Source organism: Rheinheimera metallidurans (assembly GCF_036983985.1).
GTDB lineage: Bacteria > Pseudomonadota > Gammaproteobacteria > Enterobacterales > Alteromonadaceae > Alishewanella > Alishewanella metallidurans.
Window position 1 is genome coordinate 35,523 of sequence record NZ_JALAHQ010000006.1, and the last position, 17,495, is coordinate 53,017.

Annotated in this window: 13 protein-coding genes; 6 read left to right on the plus strand and 7 right to left on the minus strand. The window is 46.1% G+C overall.

Going from position 1 to position 17,495, the window contains the following annotated elements; translation table 11 throughout:
* Positions 1 to 117: 117 nt before the first annotated feature.
* Positions 118 to 1,332: an MFS transporter gene (locus MN199_RS13600; RefSeq protein WP_335739799.1), complete on the plus strand. Its 1,215-nt coding sequence runs from the start codon at positions 118 to 120 to the stop codon at positions 1,330 to 1,332.
* Positions 1,329 to 1,460 carry a hypothetical protein gene (locus MN199_RS13605; RefSeq protein WP_335739800.1) on the plus strand — a complete coding sequence of 44 codons (132 nt, stop codon included), beginning with the start codon at positions 1,329 to 1,331 and terminating at the stop codon, positions 1,458 to 1,460. The genes MN199_RS13600 and MN199_RS13605 overlap by 4 nt, the downstream gene beginning before the upstream one ends.
* Here the strand turns inward: MN199_RS13605 and MN199_RS13610 are convergent.
* The 3 genes from MN199_RS13610 to MN199_RS13620 are packed head-to-tail and all read right to left on the minus strand — an operon-like array spanning position 1,457 to position 5,203.
* Positions 1,457 to 2,461: a LacI family DNA-binding transcriptional regulator gene (locus MN199_RS13610; RefSeq protein WP_335739801.1), complete on the minus strand. Its 1,005-nt coding sequence runs from the start codon at positions 2,459 to 2,461 to the stop codon at positions 1,457 to 1,459. The genes MN199_RS13605 and MN199_RS13610 overlap by 4 nt on opposite strands.
* 21 nt (positions 2,462 to 2,482) lie before the next feature.
* Entirely contained in the window at positions 2,483 to 3,838 is a 1,356-nt protein-coding gene (locus MN199_RS13615; protein ID WP_335739802.1) for an MFS transporter, read from the minus strand.
* A 30-nt stretch (positions 3,839 to 3,868) separates the two neighbouring features.
* Positions 3,869 to 5,203 carry a GH1 family beta-glucosidase gene (locus tag MN199_RS13620; protein ID WP_335739803.1) on the minus strand — a complete coding sequence of 445 codons (1,335 nt, stop codon included), beginning with the start codon at positions 5,201 to 5,203 and terminating at the stop codon, positions 3,869 to 3,871.
* Positions 5,204 to 5,357: 154 nt separating this feature from the next.
* Here MN199_RS13620 and MN199_RS13625 point away from each other — a divergent pair, with 154 nt between their 5' ends.
* Positions 5,358 to 6,614, plus strand: a complete 1,257-nt coding sequence (locus MN199_RS13625; protein WP_335739804.1) for a sugar MFS transporter — start codon at positions 5,358 to 5,360, stop codon at positions 6,612 to 6,614.
* A gap of 1 nt (position 6,615) precedes the next feature.
* Positions 6,616 to 9,129 carry a glycoside hydrolase family 3 protein gene (locus tag MN199_RS13630; protein ID WP_335739805.1) on the plus strand — a complete coding sequence of 838 codons (2,514 nt, stop codon included), beginning with the start codon at positions 6,616 to 6,618 and terminating at the stop codon, positions 9,127 to 9,129.
* A gap of 130 nt (positions 9,130 to 9,259) precedes the next feature.
* Here MN199_RS13630 and MN199_RS13635 read toward each other — a convergent pair whose 3' ends face one another.
* Together MN199_RS13635 and MN199_RS13640 are read right to left on the minus strand one after the other, a co-directional pair.
* On the minus strand, positions 9,260 to 12,226 hold the full coding sequence (locus tag MN199_RS13635) for a TonB-dependent receptor (RefSeq protein WP_335739806.1): 2,967 nt from the start codon (positions 12,224 to 12,226) through the stop codon (positions 9,260 to 9,262).
* Positions 12,227 to 12,248: 22 nt separating this feature from the next.
* Positions 12,249 to 14,342, minus strand: a complete 2,094-nt coding sequence (locus MN199_RS13640; protein ID WP_335739807.1) for a family 16 glycosylhydrolase — start codon at positions 14,340 to 14,342, stop codon at positions 12,249 to 12,251.
* 281 nt (positions 14,343 to 14,623) lie between these two features.
* Between MN199_RS13640 and MN199_RS13645 the strand changes: the two genes are divergently transcribed.
* Entirely contained in the window at positions 14,624 to 14,854 is a 231-nt protein-coding gene (locus tag MN199_RS13645) for a DUF2789 domain-containing protein (RefSeq protein WP_335739808.1), read from the plus strand.
* 64 nt (positions 14,855 to 14,918) lie between these two features.
* Positions 14,919 to 15,668 (plus strand): succinate dehydrogenase iron-sulfur subunit, encoded by a 750-nt coding sequence (locus tag MN199_RS13650; RefSeq protein WP_335739809.1) that lies wholly within the window; start codon positions 14,919 to 14,921, stop codon positions 15,666 to 15,668.
* Between the two features lie 58 nt (positions 15,669 to 15,726).
* Here MN199_RS13650 and MN199_RS13655 read toward each other — a convergent pair whose 3' ends face one another.
* The gene (locus MN199_RS13655) at positions 15,727 to 15,927 is read right to left on the minus strand and encodes a hypothetical protein (RefSeq protein WP_335739810.1); all 201 of its coding nucleotides are present in this window, start codon (positions 15,925 to 15,927) and stop codon (positions 15,727 to 15,729) included.
* A gap of 31 nt (positions 15,928 to 15,958) precedes the next feature.
* Complete coding sequence (locus tag MN199_RS13660; protein WP_335739811.1) at positions 15,959 to 17,446, minus strand: bifunctional 2-methylcitrate dehydratase/aconitate hydratase; 1,488 nt, start codon at positions 17,444 to 17,446, stop codon at positions 15,959 to 15,961.
* Positions 17,447 to 17,495 lie beyond the last annotated feature (49 nt).

A 17,495-nucleotide genomic window follows, 5' to 3' on the forward strand; every position in this document is an offset into this window, starting at 1 on the left:
CAGGGTTAATCATCTTTGGTCATTTTATCACGCTTGCACCTATTTAGACTTAAAGCCAATAACATTGGAGCGATGAAAACGGTATACTGTGCGCCTTAATCTTGAGGTGAAGTAACTATGTCGTTTAGTGCGTCGTCCAGATCGCAGTCTGCATTCTATATTATGCTGGGTGGCTCTTTAGTGCTAACGCTAGCGCTGGGTATTCGTCATGGTTTTGGCTTATTTTTAACGCCAATGAGTGACGAGTTTGGCTGGGGCCGTGAAACCTTTGCCTTGGCCATTGCGCTACAAAACCTTGTTTGGGGCTTAACTCAGCCGTTAACAGGCGCACTTGCCGATCGTATAGGCGCAAGAAAAGTAGTGCTAGCTGGCGGGCTTTTTTACGCTGCGGGGCTAGTTACTATGGCGATGGCTAATAGCGGCACTACCTTAGCTCTCAGCGCGGGTGTACTAATTGGCTTGGCGTTATCTGGTACGTCATTTACCATTATTCTCGGTGCTATTGGCCGTGCCGTGCCGGTAGAAAAGCGCAGTATGGCCATGGGTATTGCTAGTGCTGCTGGCTCTTTTGGCCAGTTTATTATGCTGCCAGGCACCTTACTATTAATTACCCAAATGGGTTGGGCCGGTGCACTAACGGTGCTGGGCATATTATCTCTATTAATCGTACCTCTAGCTTTAATGCTAAAAGAGCCGTCATCGCCTAGCTGTTTAGGTGAAGAACAAAGTGTTGAGCAAGCCCTGCGCCAAGCGGTTGCGCACAAAGGCTTTTGGTTGTTATCACTAGGCTTTTTTGTTTGTGGCTTTCAAGTGGTATTTATTGGTATTCACTTACCCGCGTATTTAGTGGATATGCGCTTGGCGCCAATAGTTGGCACTACTGTACTGGCGTTAATTGGTTTATTTAATATTTTTGGTACTTATACCGCAGGCTGGTTAGGTGGGCGGTTATCTAAACCACTACTACTAAGCGGGCTGTACGCGCTACGCGCAGTAGTCATTATTGCCTTTATAATGCTGCCGCTTAGTAATTGGAGCGCATACGCTTTTGGTATGGCCATGGGTATACTTTGGCTATCAACCGTACCGCTAACTAATGGCACGATTGCCAGTATTTTTGGTGTGCGGTATTTGTCGATGCTAGGTGGTATCGTATTTTTATTTCATCAACTTGGCGCATTTTTAGGCGGTTGGTTTGGTGGCTATGTTTATGATAAAACCGGTAACTATGATCTAGTTTGGTATATTTCAATTGGCTTAAGCGTAATAGCTGCAGTACTTAACTTACCGATTAAAGAGCAGGCTGCAACAACCAAGCTGGTAACTGCATGAAAAAGTATTGGCGAAAAATAGCGGTAATTAGCATTGTACTATTACTAGCCCTTGCACTAGGGCTAGCTTGGTGGGGCTGGCAAGCCGGCGGTATAGAATTACTGCAACCGGGTTTGGCTTGGTGCTAGTTAGGCACCACTTCAACTGATGCACGACACACCACTGCGGGTTCAAACACATTTTCAATCTGTAACGCTTGCTGCTGATAGATATGCTTTAACACCCAGCGCGCAGCCATTCGTCCCATTTCGCCAATCGGATAATCGATAGTGGTTAGTTTAGGGTATAGGTAACGCGCCAAAATTAGGTTATCAAAACCAACAATAGATAAATTTTGCGGCATGCGTAAACCATGCTCGCGCGCCACTTCCATCGCACCCGCGGCCATTTCATCGTTTGCACATACCAAGCCAGTAAATGGCAGGGCTTTAGCTAGTAACTGCTGCATACACTTACTGCCGCTGCTATCACGAAAGTCACCTTCGGCAAATAGCTGTGAGTTTATGCTTAAACCCTGCTCGGCCATTGCGCGCACGTGCCCGGCATAACGGTCCTTAGCATCACTTTTCCACATTGGCCCAGAAATATAAGCTAGCTGAGTATGTCCTTGCTGTAGCAGTTGGCAAGTGGCTAAATAACCACCTAATTCATTGTTTAGACGAATACAGTTATCTGCTAATTGCGGAATATAACGGTTTATTAGCACTATGGGCGTACTGCCTTTAGCTAGCTGTATTAGGTAATCGTCGGATACAGCTTCAACATGCAAAATTAAGGCATCGCAGCTACGGCTAATTAAAAATTCAATACCGTCTTTTTCACTGGCCACGTCACTATGCCCTGCGGCAATAATAACGTGCTTACCTGCAGCGCGGCATTCGTTTTCTATGCCACTTAGCATTTCACCATAAAACGGGCCATGCAGTTCAGACACCAAGATACCGACGCTATTAGAGCGATTAGATGCCAGCGATTGAGCAATTGAATTAGGCCGATAACCTAACTGATCCATTGCCGCGACAACCTTGGCTCGGGTGGCATCACTAACGCGGGCGTTGTTATTCATTACCCGTGATACAGTTGCCAGTGACACGCCTGCTAATTCTGAAACCTGATAAATAGTCGCCATTGCCTGCCTGTGTTATTTGCCTTAGCTGCTAACTTTAGCATGCTCTTGCTGAGCTGCACCAGCGCCCAGTTGCTGATGAATAGCTAGCACCCGCGCAGTTGTTAACTGATAGCGGCTCATCACTAACGCCACTAATACCGACCCCAGCGCGGGTAACAAAGTAAAGCTGAGTAAAATGCCGTTCTGAGTTTGTTCAGTTTGAACGATATCGGCTTGATACCCATAATATGCCAATAGCCAACCAGCTAAAGCACCACCTAAGGCCAAACCCAGCTTAATAAAGAATACCACTGATGAGTACACTAAACCCGTAATGCGCACACCGGTTTTATAGTGGCCATAATCAACCGCATCGGCCATTTTTGCCCATAACAGCGGTGTAGCCATTTGTAAAAAAAAGCCCCAAAGAAAATACAGTATAAAAGCTAACACTAGCTGTTCACTGCCAATAAAAAAACTAACCACACAAATAAGCGCAGCAATAAGCTGCAAGCCGATATAGGCTTTTACTTTATCAACATACTGACTAAGCCACTGTGCCAGCGCACAGCCGGTAATATTACCAAGCATACCTAAGGTAACAAAGGCGGTGATGAGATCTTCACGACCTAAAAAGTACTTCACATAATAAATAGCTAAGGTGCTACGCAGTACCATGCCGGTTAAAAGAAAAAATGCCGCCACCGATAAAATACGCCACTGATCATTCTGCCACAGCGAAGCAAAGCTGCTACGCAGGGTGAGTTGCTGATTAACCGGAGTATGTACTCGCTCGCGGGTACCAACAAAGCACACTAAAAACAGCACTAAACCCAGCGCACTCATGGCGGCAATAGTTAACTGATAACCCTTAGCATTGTCGCCGTTACCAAAATAACTTACCAGCGGCAGCGTGCAAGCCGTCACTAACAAGCCACCTAACATACCAAACACAAACCGGTACGATTGCACCGACACGCGTTCGGTTGGATCGTTAGTTAACACGCCACCCAGTGCCGAATAGGGAATATTAATCGCGGTATAAACCAGCATTAACAAGGTATAGGTAATAAAGGCATAGATAACTTTGCCATTAGCGGATAGGTCAGGCGTAGTAAAAGCCAACACACTACACAGTGCAAAGGGTAAGGCCAACCACAATAAATAAGGCCGATATTTACCATGTTTGCTGCGGGTTTTGTCCGCAATAGCCCCCATTAGTGGATCGGTTACCGCATCAACAATGCGCACCAACAAAAATAGACTACCAACCACCGCTGGCGAAATACCAAAGATGTCAGTATAGAAAAACGTTAAAAATAGCATGACGGTCTGAAACACAATATTGCTGGCCGTATCGCCTAGGCCATAGGCTACTTTCTCTCGTTTTGTTAGCATACCAACCCCGTAATAACGCGATACTTATTATTATTTTTTACGCGACGTAAATAAATCGCGTAGTGCTATCGCGCTAGCTTTTAGCCTGCGCTGCTGTGTAACGTAATCAACATAAACAATACCAAAGCGCTTAACATAACCTTCGGCCCATTCAAAATTATCCATTAGGCTCCAAGCAAAGTAACCGTTAATACGCATACCGGCATTAATTGCATCTTCTGTAGCTTGCAGATGCTGCTGAAAATAAGCGACCCGAGCCGTATCTTGCACCCGATTATTAATTAACGTGTCAGGCATTGCGGCACCGTTCTCCGTAATATACACCGGCGGTAAGGCGTAACGTTGATGCATTGCGAGTAATATTTCGCTTAAGCCCTGCGGGTAAACTTCCCAGCCCATATCGGTTAACGGCTGCACTGTTGGCGGCACATCGCTAAACCAACCTTTACTATTAGCGCGATATACCGTGCGGGTGTAATAATTCACCCCCAAAAAATCGAGTGGTTGAGCAATAATCGCCATATCTCCAGCAAGTATTTTTGGTTGCTCAGCTACCGGTAATTGCTGCAGTAAGTCAGGATAACGTGCTTCCATTAATGGCTGGATATACCACTGATTATGATATTGATCAGCCATTTGTGCGGCGTTAATATCAGCCGCGCTATTGCTAGCTGCATGGCAGGGGCTAAAGTTCAGCACTATGCCGTTAAGCGCATTGGGGGCATTTTTTTGTAGCACCTGCATTGCTAAACCATGAGCTAACAATAAATGATGTGCCACCTGACGCCCTTGTTGGCGGTTTTGTATACCAGGCGCATGAATGCCTGCTTCATAGCCTAAATAGGCACTACAAAACGGCTCGTTTAACGTGGCGTAAGAATAAACCTTATCGGCAAAAGCATGAGTTACTACCTCAGCATACTCGGCAAATTTATAGGCAGTGTCACGGTTTAACCAGCCGCCATTATCCTGTAAATATTGGGGTAAATCCCAATGATATAGCGTAACAAAGGCCTTAATATTACGCGCATGCAAGCTATCAAGCAGTTGCTGATAAAAACGTAAACCGGCTTTATTAACACTACCATCAGCATTAATTACTCGGCCCCAAGCAATAGAAAAGCGATACGCATCAACACCTAAACCAGCTATTAATTCTATGTCATCTTGCCAACGCGCCACATGATCGCAAGCGACTAAGCCATTAGAACCATCTTTAATCCGGCCGGGTTGGGCACAAAAGGTATCCCATATACACGGCAGGCGGCTATCAGCGGCCCCTTCAATTTGAAACGAAGCCGTGGCTACGCCAAATACAAAGTCAGGTTTAAGTAGTGCAGAGCCTGCGGCTAAAGTTATTTTCATCGGTTATGCTATCTTCCGGTCGAACTATTGCGGGCTGCCAAGCTATAAAATAATTGCCAACAGCGTGATATATGCTATAAATGAAAGCGCTTACATAATACTAGATGGCGAAAAAGCACACGTCAACGAAAATAAAAAATACCGGGGAGACACCATGGCGGCCACACCAATAACTAACGACGGCAGGTCAGAAGCTGCGTTAAATCAGATTAACTATAAGTTTGCACTAACGTCATTAACGTCGTTATTTTTTATGTGGGGGTTTATTACCTGCTTAAACGATATTTTAGTACCTTATCTGAAAATGCTATTTGACCTAAATTACACTCAAGCATTACTTATTCAATTTTGCTTTTTTAGCGCCTATTTTGTTGTGTCGGTACCGGCAGGTATCTTGGTTAGTCGTATTGGCTATCAGTCAGGTATTGTTACCGGCTTATTGATTGCCGGTGCAGGTTGTCTATTATTTTACCCCGCAGCGGCTGCACACTATTATCCGTTATTTTTATTAGCTTTATTTGTACTCGCGTCGGGCATTACTATTTTACAGGTAGCGGCTAACCCCTACGTTAGCGTACTAGGCAAACCAGAAACCGCCTCTAGCCGCCTAACCATGACCCAAGCATTCAACTCTTTAGGTACTACTGTAGCGCCTATATTTGGTGCTTGGCTTATTTTTGGCGGTGCTGAAGCCCCGGTTGCCGGCGAAGTAACTGAATCTACCGTACAACTACCCTATTTATTGTTGGCCAGTGCGCTAATTTTTATGGCGCTTATTTTTGCCTTTTTGCGCCTGCCAAAGCTAGGCAAAAAAGATAGCAGCATTACAATTACCGGCTCAGCATGGCAACATCGCCACCTGATATTAGGTGCACTGGGTATTTTTGTTTACGTTGGTGCCGAAGTAGGAATTGGTAGTTTTCTAATTAGCTTTATCAGCCAGCCAGAAATTGGCGCCCTAGAGGCTAAAACAGCATCGCAATATATTGCCTGGTATTTTGGCGGTGCAATGGCTGGCCGCTTTATTGGCGCTGTAGTTATGCAGTATTTGGCGCCAGGCAAGGTACTAGCATTTAATGCTATCTGTGCCACGTTATTACTAACTATAACGATGAATAGCAGCGGTAGCTTTGCTATGTGGGCTATTTTGCTGGTCGGTCTGTGCAACTCTATTATGTTTCCAACTATTTTTAGCCTCGCTATTCATGGCTTAAAACAACATACCAGCCAAGGCTCGGGTATTTTATGTTTAGCCATTGTTGGCGGTGCAGTATTACCGCTAGCACAAGCCGCACTTGCCGATAATCTTAGTGTGCAACAAGCCTTTATTATTCCGTTACTATGTTATGTCTATATTGCTTATTACGGCGCAGTGGGCAGTAAACCAAAGGCTACGGCATCAAGGAGTTAGTATGATTAAGTATGCAAAACTGTCGCTTTTAAGTATCAGCTGCGCGCTTGCCTTAACCGCCTGCTCTGAGCAGCCATCATCAGCTAATGTCGGTAACACAGCCGCTATTTGGCCACAGCTAAAATTACCCGTACGCCAAGACGCGATATTAGAGCAGCGCATTAGCAGCCTGTTAGCTGAGATGACATTAGCGCAAAAAATTGCCCAGATGATCCAACCTGAAATTCGAGATATTAGCGTTGCGGATATGCGTCAGTATGGTTTTGGTTCTTATTTAAATGGTGGCGGGGCCTTTCCTAATGACAATAAACACGCAACTCCGGCCGACTGGATTGCCTTAGCAGAAGCCATGTATCAAGCCTCTGTTGACGCCAGTCTAGACGGCAGCAGCATTCCCACTATGTGGGGCACCGATGCGGTACACGGCCACAACAACGTCATTGGTGCCACCTTATTTCCGCATAATATTGGTTTAGGCGCCGCACATAACCCAGCATTGATTGAGCAGATAGCCAGCATTACCGCACGCGAAGTAATGGTAACAGGCATTGATTGGGTATTTGCACCAACTGTAGCGGTAGTGCGCGATGACCGCTGGGGCCGCACCTATGAAAGCTACTCAGAAGATCCAGACATTGTGCGCGACTATGCAGGCGCTATTGTTACCGGTCTGCAGGGCGCAGCGGATAAAGATTTTCTTGGCGCAGAGCGCGTTATTAGCACTGTAAAACATTTTATCGGTGATGGCGGCACGGTAAATGGTGACGACCAAGGCGATAATATTGCTAGCGAGCAGCAACTATTTAGCTTGCATGCCCAAGGTTATGTTGGCGGCTTACAAGCGGGCGCACAAAGCGTTATGGCATCGTTTAATAGCTGGCAGGGTAGTAAAATTCATGGCGATAAATACCTCTTAACCGACGTTTTAAAAAACCGTATGGGCTTTGATGGTTTTGTAGTTGGCGATTGGAACGGCCATGGCCAAATACCAGGCTGCACTAACGATAACTGCGCCGAAGCAGCACTCGCTGGTTTAGATATTTATATGGTGCCCACTCCGGCGTGGAAGCCCTTGTATCACAACTTACTGGCGCAAGCAGAACGCGGTGATATTCCTCTGAGTAGAATTGACGATGCGGTACGCCGTATTTTGCGGGTAAAATTACGCGCTGGTTTATTTGACAAGCCCAGCCCTGCCCAACGGCCACTATCAGGAAAAACAGAGTTGATTGGCGCTGCAGAGCACCGCGCTGTTGCACGCCAAGCGGTGCAGCAGTCGCTGGTGTTATTAAAAAACAATGATGGCTTATTACCGTTAAAACCAACACAGCGTATTTTGGTTACTGGTGCTGGCGCCGATAATATTGGTATGCAATCTGGCGGCTGGACGATCAGCTGGCAAGGCACAGGCAACACCAATAGCGACTTTCCTGGCGGTAGCTCGATTTATGCGGGTATAGCGCAAGCAGTTAACACTGCAGGAGGTAGCACCGAGCTAAGTAGCGATGGCAGTTACCGCGAAAAACCCGATGTAGCTATTGTAGTATTTGGTGAGCAGCCCTACGCAGAAGGCAATGGCGATTTAGATAATGTTGAATATCAGCGTGGTAATAAAACTGATTTAGCACTGCTGCAGCAACTAAAAGCCGATGGCATTAAAGTAGTGTCGCTATTTATTAGTGGCCGGCCGCTATGGGTAAACCCTGAATTGAACGCATCAGATGCTTTTGTTGCCATCTGGTTACCGGGCAGCGAAGGCGCTGGTGTCGCTGATGTTATTATGGCTAACACTGATGGCAGCGTTCATACCAATTTCCGCGGCCAGCTATCCTTTAGCTGGCCAGCAACCCCACAACAAACCGTTAACCGATACGATACTGATTATCAGCCACTACTACCCTATGGCTTCGGCCTACGCTATGGCGATGCCAGCACCCTTAGTAATAACTTAAATGAGCAGCTAGCTGCCAATAATAGTGTGGCTGAACTGGTGTTATTTGAGCTTGCGGTTAAACCGCCGTATCAGCTGATATTACACAGCGACGGCACGACTAAGGTGATGGATAGCAGTGTCGCCCAGTTAGGCAATATTGCCGTGCGCACCTTTGATAAAACCGTACAAGAAGATGCACGTCGCTTACGCTTTAGTGGTCCGGCTAAAGTTAGCCTAACCAGTGCTTTTCCGGCTGATTTACGCGCGCACCAAGAGGCGGGTAGCGCTTTAGTTATACAGCTAAAACGCAGTGGCAAGGTGCCTGATAGTGTGCTGCTGAGCATGGACTGCGCCGATAGCTGTAATGGGAGTGTTAATATTGCGCCACAGCTGCAAGCAATGGCCGATGAACAGTGGCAAACCCTGAGTATTGATCTTACCTGCTTTGCCAAACAAGGCACCGATTTAGCGCAGGTTTTTAGCCCTATAGCAATCAGCACCGATGCCGCATTGCAACTTAGTCTGGCAGATATTCGCCTTGTACCGCACCAAGCCAGCACAGCTAGCTTGAGCTGCCAATAGCAGCAACTTTTTCTTCCGGCTGTTACCCTTTTTGCTGCCAGCTTGCTGGCAGTTTTTTTGTCAAAAAAACAGATTTAGAGCAATAAAAAATGCCCAACAGGTGGGCATTTTAATATTTAAATTGATGTAATTAGAAACGGTAACGTGCACCTAACGCATAGCGCGTGCCGTATTGCCGAGCGAATAAGAACTGAGCCTCATAACGGCCATACCCCTGTTCTGTCTCGTTAGTCAGGTTAATACCCTCAAAAAATACGGTTAGCTGCTCAGTAACATCATAGTTAATACTTAAATCCCACTGCGCATATTGCTTAGCAAACTGTGGCGGCGCATCTGACGAGCCCTGCGACTGACCGACACCAATTAAGTAACTGTCACGCCAAGCATAAGTAGCTTTAACCGACAGGCCATCTTTTTCATAGAACAGCTGCAAGTTAGCAGAATCGCTTAAGCCCTCTAATGGTGATTGTTGCACTAGGCTGGCTGAATCAAACTTAACATCACCGTCAACAAAGGTGGCGTTAACACCAAAACCAAAGCCCGTTTCGCCAATTAGATGCTGCCATGCTACTTCAACACCCTGAACAGATTTACTATCAGTATTTTGCGGCTGGCTAATTTGCCACACAATTAATGGATCGGCACTGGTTGGTTCTATTTTACCTTCAGCATTACCATCGCCATTCGCCAGCATTTGCTCAAATACCGCGCTGCTAGTGGCTTGCTCACCACGGCCTTCAATATCGGCAACCGCTTTTAAATAACGCGGGCCGTTTAAGATATCGTGTAAGCCATCAATGGTAATATCGGTAATGCCATTAGAAATGAAATTGCCGACGCTTTTATGGAAGTAACCCACTGCAGCATAACTACCGGGCGCGTAATAGTATTCCAAGCTAAAATCGAGGTTGGTCGATTCAAACGGCAGCAAATTGGTATTACCCTGCCCACCACTACGTGAACCCGGTTTTGGGCTACCACTAAGGCTGCGCCCACCCGCTAAGGCACCAAGTGGCGCCCGAGCCATGGTTTTACCCCAAGAGAAACGGCCAACTAATTCGTCAGTAAGATCTACTTTTACGTCAAACATTGGCAATAACACGTCATGTTTACCGGTTAGCGTGAGAAAATTATCAATACCGCCTTGCTCGTATTGCATAATCCACTCTGACGCACTTTCCCAGTCTACTTGGCGTTCAACGCGCTGGCGCACAGTACTGGTAACATCAGTCTCTTCGTAGCGCAAACCGGCATTCAACTGCACGGGGAAGCCGGCAATATCAAACTCCCAATCTGACTGCAAGTAAATGCTATTGGTTACCTCTTCAACATAACTTTCGCTATCTATGCCATCAAAATAGGCGTTAGGCACATAAACATCAGAACCCATTACCGCTTCGGTTAAAAATGCCGTTTGTCGCTGTACCGCTTCATCAAAATTATAGGTGTAATAATAGTTACTTAGCAGGCTATCACCGCCGCCTTTAAACTGATCAAGAAAGTTGCTGGTGTTGTTTTTTACAAACATACTATCGGGGAAAATTTCCGTAAACGACGGGCTAAAGCCTGGGCCGCCACGTAAACCACTCCACGCATTCCAGCCGCCCATTTCTTGCTCAGTGCGGGCAACACCGCCACTCACTTTAACAAGCGGGATGTTAAAACTAGAATTAAGCCAACTACCATCCAGCTGCAGCTGTTTAATAGTAGCCTCGCCAGGTGAATGGGTAAACTGGCTAAAATTAGAGTCAATTTCATTAGGTTGTAATTCGTTAGTGCCGTTACGCCAGCGCACTAATGCCTGCGGCACTTCACCACTACGAAAATCATACACTTTGCTTAACAACTGATCTGAACCCAAAATAACTTGGCCCGAATTACCACTGCCTTTATCCGCGCCGTTATCGGTCTTATTATTTGAGTCGTGATAATCAAGCTTTAAATCAAAGTCTTCAGAAATTTGCCATGCCATATTTAAGCCAATTGAGCGGGCTTTTACTTCGGTGGTATTTTTATTCGCCGTAAACGACGCATCATTACCACTAATATCGGCAAAGATAGCTGAACCGTTTTCATCGAGTTCATAAGCATTAATATTGCTACCAAACTCATTCCAAATACCCCAACCAATGCCCTGCAACCCCGTAATAGCGCGGCTTGCGGTATAATCTGCGGTAAAAACCACGCTATCGGTAGGGGCAAACTGTAATGTTAGCTGGCCGTTAGTGCGCTCGCGCTGCACATCTTCAATGGCGTAGTTCATATCTTTAGGAAAAAACGCATAACCCAACTTTTTGCCATCTGCGTCTTCTGGGCGGGCATCTTTAACCATTGACGGATCAAGCTCAGGCAAACTGCTTTGTACCTGCCAACCCTGAATATTTGCTTGCTGGCTTTGGAAATCACGGCGGTGATGCGACACCGACAGCGCCACACCAAAGCGGTCATCAGCAAAGGTATTGCTGTAAATACCCGCCAGCTCTGGCGTAACGTTATCACCTTTTACGTTAGAGCTATCGTGTAGGGCTTTAGCCATTAACGACATTTGCTCACCCGGGTTAGACAGTGGTTTGGCAGTAACAATATTTACGGTTGCGCCTAAGCCACCACTGGGGTTAGCAGCGCGAGCAGTTTTATATACCTCTAACGCGCTAACGCCCTCGGCAGATAAGTTCTCTAAATTGTACGAGCGCGAATAACCTGTACCCGGCATTTGCCGGCCATTTAACGTAATTAGGTTAAACGCGGGGCCAAACCCGCGCACGGTAATTTGGCTGCCCTCACCATTAACTCGACTAACCGAAACACCGGTAATACGTTGCAATGATTCGGCTAAATTAGTGTCTGGAAATTTACCCATCTCTTCGGCAGAAATCGCATCTACTACACCCGAGCCTTCGCGTTTCATATTCATAGAGCGTGCTAAACTGCCACGAATGCCCTTTACCTGAATAATTTCGACATTAATATCTTGTGCTTCGGCTTCGGCCTCCGCCTCTACTTGTTGAGCCTGAACGGGCAGCATCAAACCGGCGGTCAGTACGACAGATACGGCTATAGCCACCTGACTTTTATTAAATAATGTTGGTTTCATCATCTTTTACTCTCGTCACACTGAATTAGTTATTAGAAATTTTAACGTTATCAAGTTGATATACTGCACCCTGCCCTGTGCCCCAGGCCGGAAATATCATTAATACGTTAATGTCACTGATATCTAAACCAGCGTCGAATAGACTTTGTAAGCTAAAGCGGTATCTTGCCCACTGCCCGGTAACCGGTGCTTGGTCGTTATTACCGCTTGCCAACGGCACCTCAACCGCAGAAGCCCCAGCTGAAGACTCAATTTTAAACACCCACGTAGAGGCGACGTTAGCCGGTGCTGACACTACCCGCAGATCAAAACTAATGGCGCCATCGGCCAGCAATGCGGATGCATCATAAGCCGCACCATCAGCAGCAAAGAAGCCCAACACCGTATCTGGTGAACCGGCAATTTCAAACTGTGCCACTGCGCCATAAGGTGCGTCGGTAATAACGACTTTAGGCTCAGAACCGGCACAACAATCCCACAACGGCCAATTTGGATTAACTTTGTCTTCGAATAACGTTAAGCCGATATTAGGATTATAAATACGGACATTATCTAAGCGGAATACTGCACCGTCACCGGTGCCCCACGTCGGGAATATCATTAGGACATCAATAGCGCTAATATCTAGGCCTGCGTCAAATAGGCTTTGCACGCTAAACGTATAAGTTGCCCACTGCCCAGTAACCGGCTCGGCGCCAGCGTTACCAGCACTCAGGGCCAGCTCTACTGCCGAATCACCACCTGCAGCTTCAATTTTAAACGACCAACTAGCATCTGGGCTAGCCGGCGCAGTCATTACTTTCATATCAAACTGCACTATGCCTTCGCTCACAATTCCCGTTGCATCAAATGCTGTACCAGAGCCTAACGGTGTACGATTATAAAAACCCAATACCGTTGGAGTGGCGCTTACGGTAAATTCGGCCGCTACACCATGCTCTTCGTCGTCGGTAACCTCTATTGGATTACTACCTGCGCAGCAATCCCACATTGGCCAACTTGGGTTAGCCTGATCATCAAAAATAGTTAGGTTTTGCGCTATACCATTAGATGGCGGAGAGGGAATAGGTGCTAAACCCGTTACCAAAGTGTCAGCATCTTTATAACCTGCGCGCACAGTTTCACAACCCTTGCCACTCGCTAAGTCTTGGCTACACTCGTAAACCCGAACATAATCAATAGCAAAGGTTTGGCTATCGGCAAAAGCGTTGGCATCAATACCTAGGTTATTCACGTTTTCAGGCCAGTTACCGCCTACCGCTAAATTAAGCAGTAGGTGAAAGCGCTGATCAAAAGGTGCACTATTCCACTGCGTTGCCAGCTCACCAGTGGCTATATCAAAGTACTCAGCAAACCAGCCACGATGATTCAGGCCAATAGCTTCGCCACTAGCGTTATACCGTACCTTTGATGCCATCTGGGTTTGATATAAATAGCCATCAACATACCAGCGTATTTCGCCCTCTTGCCATTCAATGGCATAGGTATGAAAATCATCGGCCGGATTAATGCCATCTGGTAGCAAATAGCCTTTGCCAGAACTCGCGTTATTTGGCCAAACACGACCGTAGTGCAAAGTGCCATGTACATTAGCCTCAGCCACACCTTCAGCATCAACCGCTTTTAAGTTCACCGCTTCTAAAATATCAATCTCGCCCGACTTCGGCCAACCGCCATACACTTCATCGGTAGGTAGCATCCAAAATGCAGGCCATGCTCCCTGACCAGATGGCAATTTGGCACGCATTTCAAAGCGACCATATTTAAAATCACCCTTGTATTTTGTGCTTAATCTGGCTGACGTATAGGGCAGTACCGCACTATCTTCAGCGGGTAAAGCCACAATATGCAGCTTGCCATCAGCCACAAAAGAGTTGTCGACGCTGTCGGTATAGCATTGTTTTTCATTATTGCCACCACCGCTACAGTTTACTTCGTGCGCCCATTTATTTTTATCAATGCTGCTTCCATCAAACTCATCACTCCATACCAATTTCCAGTCACTAACCGGCTCGGTAGGGTTAACTGCGGTAAAATCTGATTTTGTGGCAACATCGCCACCACAGCCTGCTAGGCCTGTCGCCATGAGCACGGCGGTTAACGCTGAAATTCGTTTCATTTTTATTATTATCCCCTGAGTCTTTGCTACCTGCTGACTGACGCGTCATATCTAAATGTAAATACAACATTAAAATGTAAGCGCTTACAAAAAGGTAGATGATTAATAATCACTCGTCAATACTCATGAGGAAAAAAGCGACAAATCTTTATTGCCAACTAGCTTAGTTACTTAAAACATACCGTTTTATTTTGCCTAGCTCATTTGTAGGTATAGCACTGCGGGACTGATTTTAAGCGTCTATAATCTAGAGCTTGTGATGATAATTAAAGGAGTAACCGATGGAAGCGCCAGTTCATTCTATAGAAGCACTGTTTAAACAACTCGGTTTAGGTGGTAGCAGCAGCGAAATTACGCATTTTGTTATTCAACATTCACCGTTACACCACAGTGTAAAACTGCACGAAGCCGATTTTTGGACTGAATCGCAGGCTTATTGCTTAAAAAAAATGCTGGATGAAGACGCAGACTGGGCAGAAATAGCAGACCAACTCAATGTATTACTGCGCTAGGGCATAACCAATGCCAATATAAAATACGCCCACCCTGGTTTTTAAACTAGTGGAGGATAAAACAATGATCGTTAGCATTTACCGTTATATACCAGAGCAAGACCAAAAACCGCGCATGCAAGACTATAACATTGAGCTTGAAGACGGCCACGATATGATGATGCTTGATGTATTAGGTAAATTAAAAGAGCAAGACCCAACATTAGCGTACCGACGCAGCTGCCGTGAAGGCGTGTGTGGCTCAGACGGCATGAATATTAACGGGTCAAATTGCTTAGCATGCATCACCAGCGTGTCGACTTTACTTAAGGGTGGCTATCTACCATCGGGCAAAACTGTGCACCCCAATCGTAGTGGCGCTGATATCGTTATTCGTCCATTACCGGGCATTCCTGTAATACGTGATTTAGTAGTCGATATGAGTCAGTTTTTTAAACAATACGAGCGAATTAAGCCTTATCTAATAAACGATGAGCCCACTTTTGGCAAAGAGCGGCTGCAATCACCAGAAGAACGCGCAAAATTGGACGGTTTGTACGAATGCATTTTATGCGCATGCTGCTCATCACAATGCCCGTCGTGGTGGTGGAACCCAGAAAAGTTTATCGGCCCAGCAGGGCTATTAAATGCCTATCGCTTTCTTATCGATTCTCGCGACAAGGGTACTGAACAACGCTTAGCTGAACTAGATGATGCATTTAGCGTTTTTCGCTGCAAAGCAATCTTAAACTGCGTTGCCTTTTGCCCGAAAAAACTTAAACCTAGAGTTGCCATTGGCGAGATAGAAAAAATGCTGTTAAAACGTAGCACCTAAACGCCAATCTGCGGCAGGTATAGCGGCGGTCTATTTTTATCGCTAAGTCGTCTTGGCGCTACTTCAATGGTGCATCTTCTAGTAACTTTATAATAGTGTGGTTATTGCTTAGCTTGGCCAGATCAATAAGGTAGCTTTTTTCTAGGTCTTGCATCGGCTGCTCGGCTAGTAGTTGTTTTACTAGCTGCTCTTCGCCATTGGCTATGGCGGTTTCTAATGCGGTAAACTTACCGATGCTGTATTCATTATCATTAGTCATAATAGCTCCTATTTGCTTTAGTTTCGGTTAGTTAAGCAATAACAAACATGTCCATAAACCGGTTTACCGGCATAGCTTCAAGTTTGGCTTGCTGTTGACACAGCGTGAAAATAGTTTGGCACTGTGGCGGTGGAAAACGTGTGGCTAAGTTCGTTTTGAACTTCTGCTCTAATAGCGGAATACCTTCTGCACGACGGCGCCGATGGCCAACCGGATATTTAACCACTATTTCATCTGTGCTACTGCCATCGTTAAAGAAAATCTGAATAGAATTAGCGATAGAGCGTTTATCAGCTTCTAAATACGCTGTGGTAAAACGCTTGTTTTCAACAATGTCCATTTTGCCACGCAGTTCGTCAATAAGTGGACAAGCAGTATGAAAGTCATCTTCGTAATGCTCAGCCAGTAGATTGCCAAAAATGAGCGGCACCGCAATCATATACTGCAAGCAATGGTCGCGGTCGGCAGCATTGGTCAGCGGCCCGGTTTTAGAAATAATACGAATAGCTGACTCGTGGGTATGCACCACAATTTTCTTAATATCCGCTAGCCGATTTTTTACTTGAGGATGCAATATAACTGCAGCTTCGGCCGCTGTTTGTGCGTGAAACTCGGCCGGAAAAGAAATTTTAAATAAGATGTTTTCCATTACATAACAGCCATAAGCTTGTGAAAATGCAAACTTACGCTCAGCTTCAGACTTTATTACTTGGTCTTTATTGGTTTTAGAGAATAAAACATCATAAAAACCCCACTGAGGCGCAGTTAACACGCTAGGTATGCCCATTTCGCCACGCATTGATATGTCGGCTAAGCGCACCGCTCTTGAGGTAGCATCACCTGCCGCCCACGACTTACGCGAGCCCGCATTAGGTGCGTGACGATAGGTTCTCAAGGCAGAGCCATCCACCCAAGCTTGGGATATGGCCGCCATAATTTGTACCCGGCTACCGCCCATCATTTTGGTAATAACGGCCGTAGAGGCCACCCGCACTAATAATACATGGCATAAACCGACACGATTAAAGGAGTTTTCTAGCGCAATAACGCCTTGAATTTCATGCGCCAAAATCATGGCTTCAAGCACATCACGCATCAACATTGGTGGCTCAGCGTTGGCTAACCGAACTTGCGATAAATAATCAGCCACCGCCAATATGCCACCTAAATTGTCTGACGGATGCCCCCATTCCGCCGCTAACCACGTATCGTTGTAATCGAGCCAACGAATAATGCAGCCAATGTCCCACGCGGCTTTTACCGGGTCGAGCACTAACGATGTTCCCGGCACGCGAGCGCCATTTGGCACCTGTGTACCTTGTACAATAGGCCCAAGCAGCTTAGTACATTCAGGAAAGCGCAGTGCTAGTAAGCCACAACCTAGAGTATCCATTAAACAATTGCGCGCAGTACCAAGCGCTTCTTCGCTAAAATTGTTATAGGTTAATACATAATCAGTAATATCTTGAATAACTTGGTCGTAATCAGGGCGATGGTTAGTATCGGCGTTAGCGCTCATTGTGTCTCCTTATTCGCGAGGCTGGTTGTTTAACGCAAGCTTGCGTAAA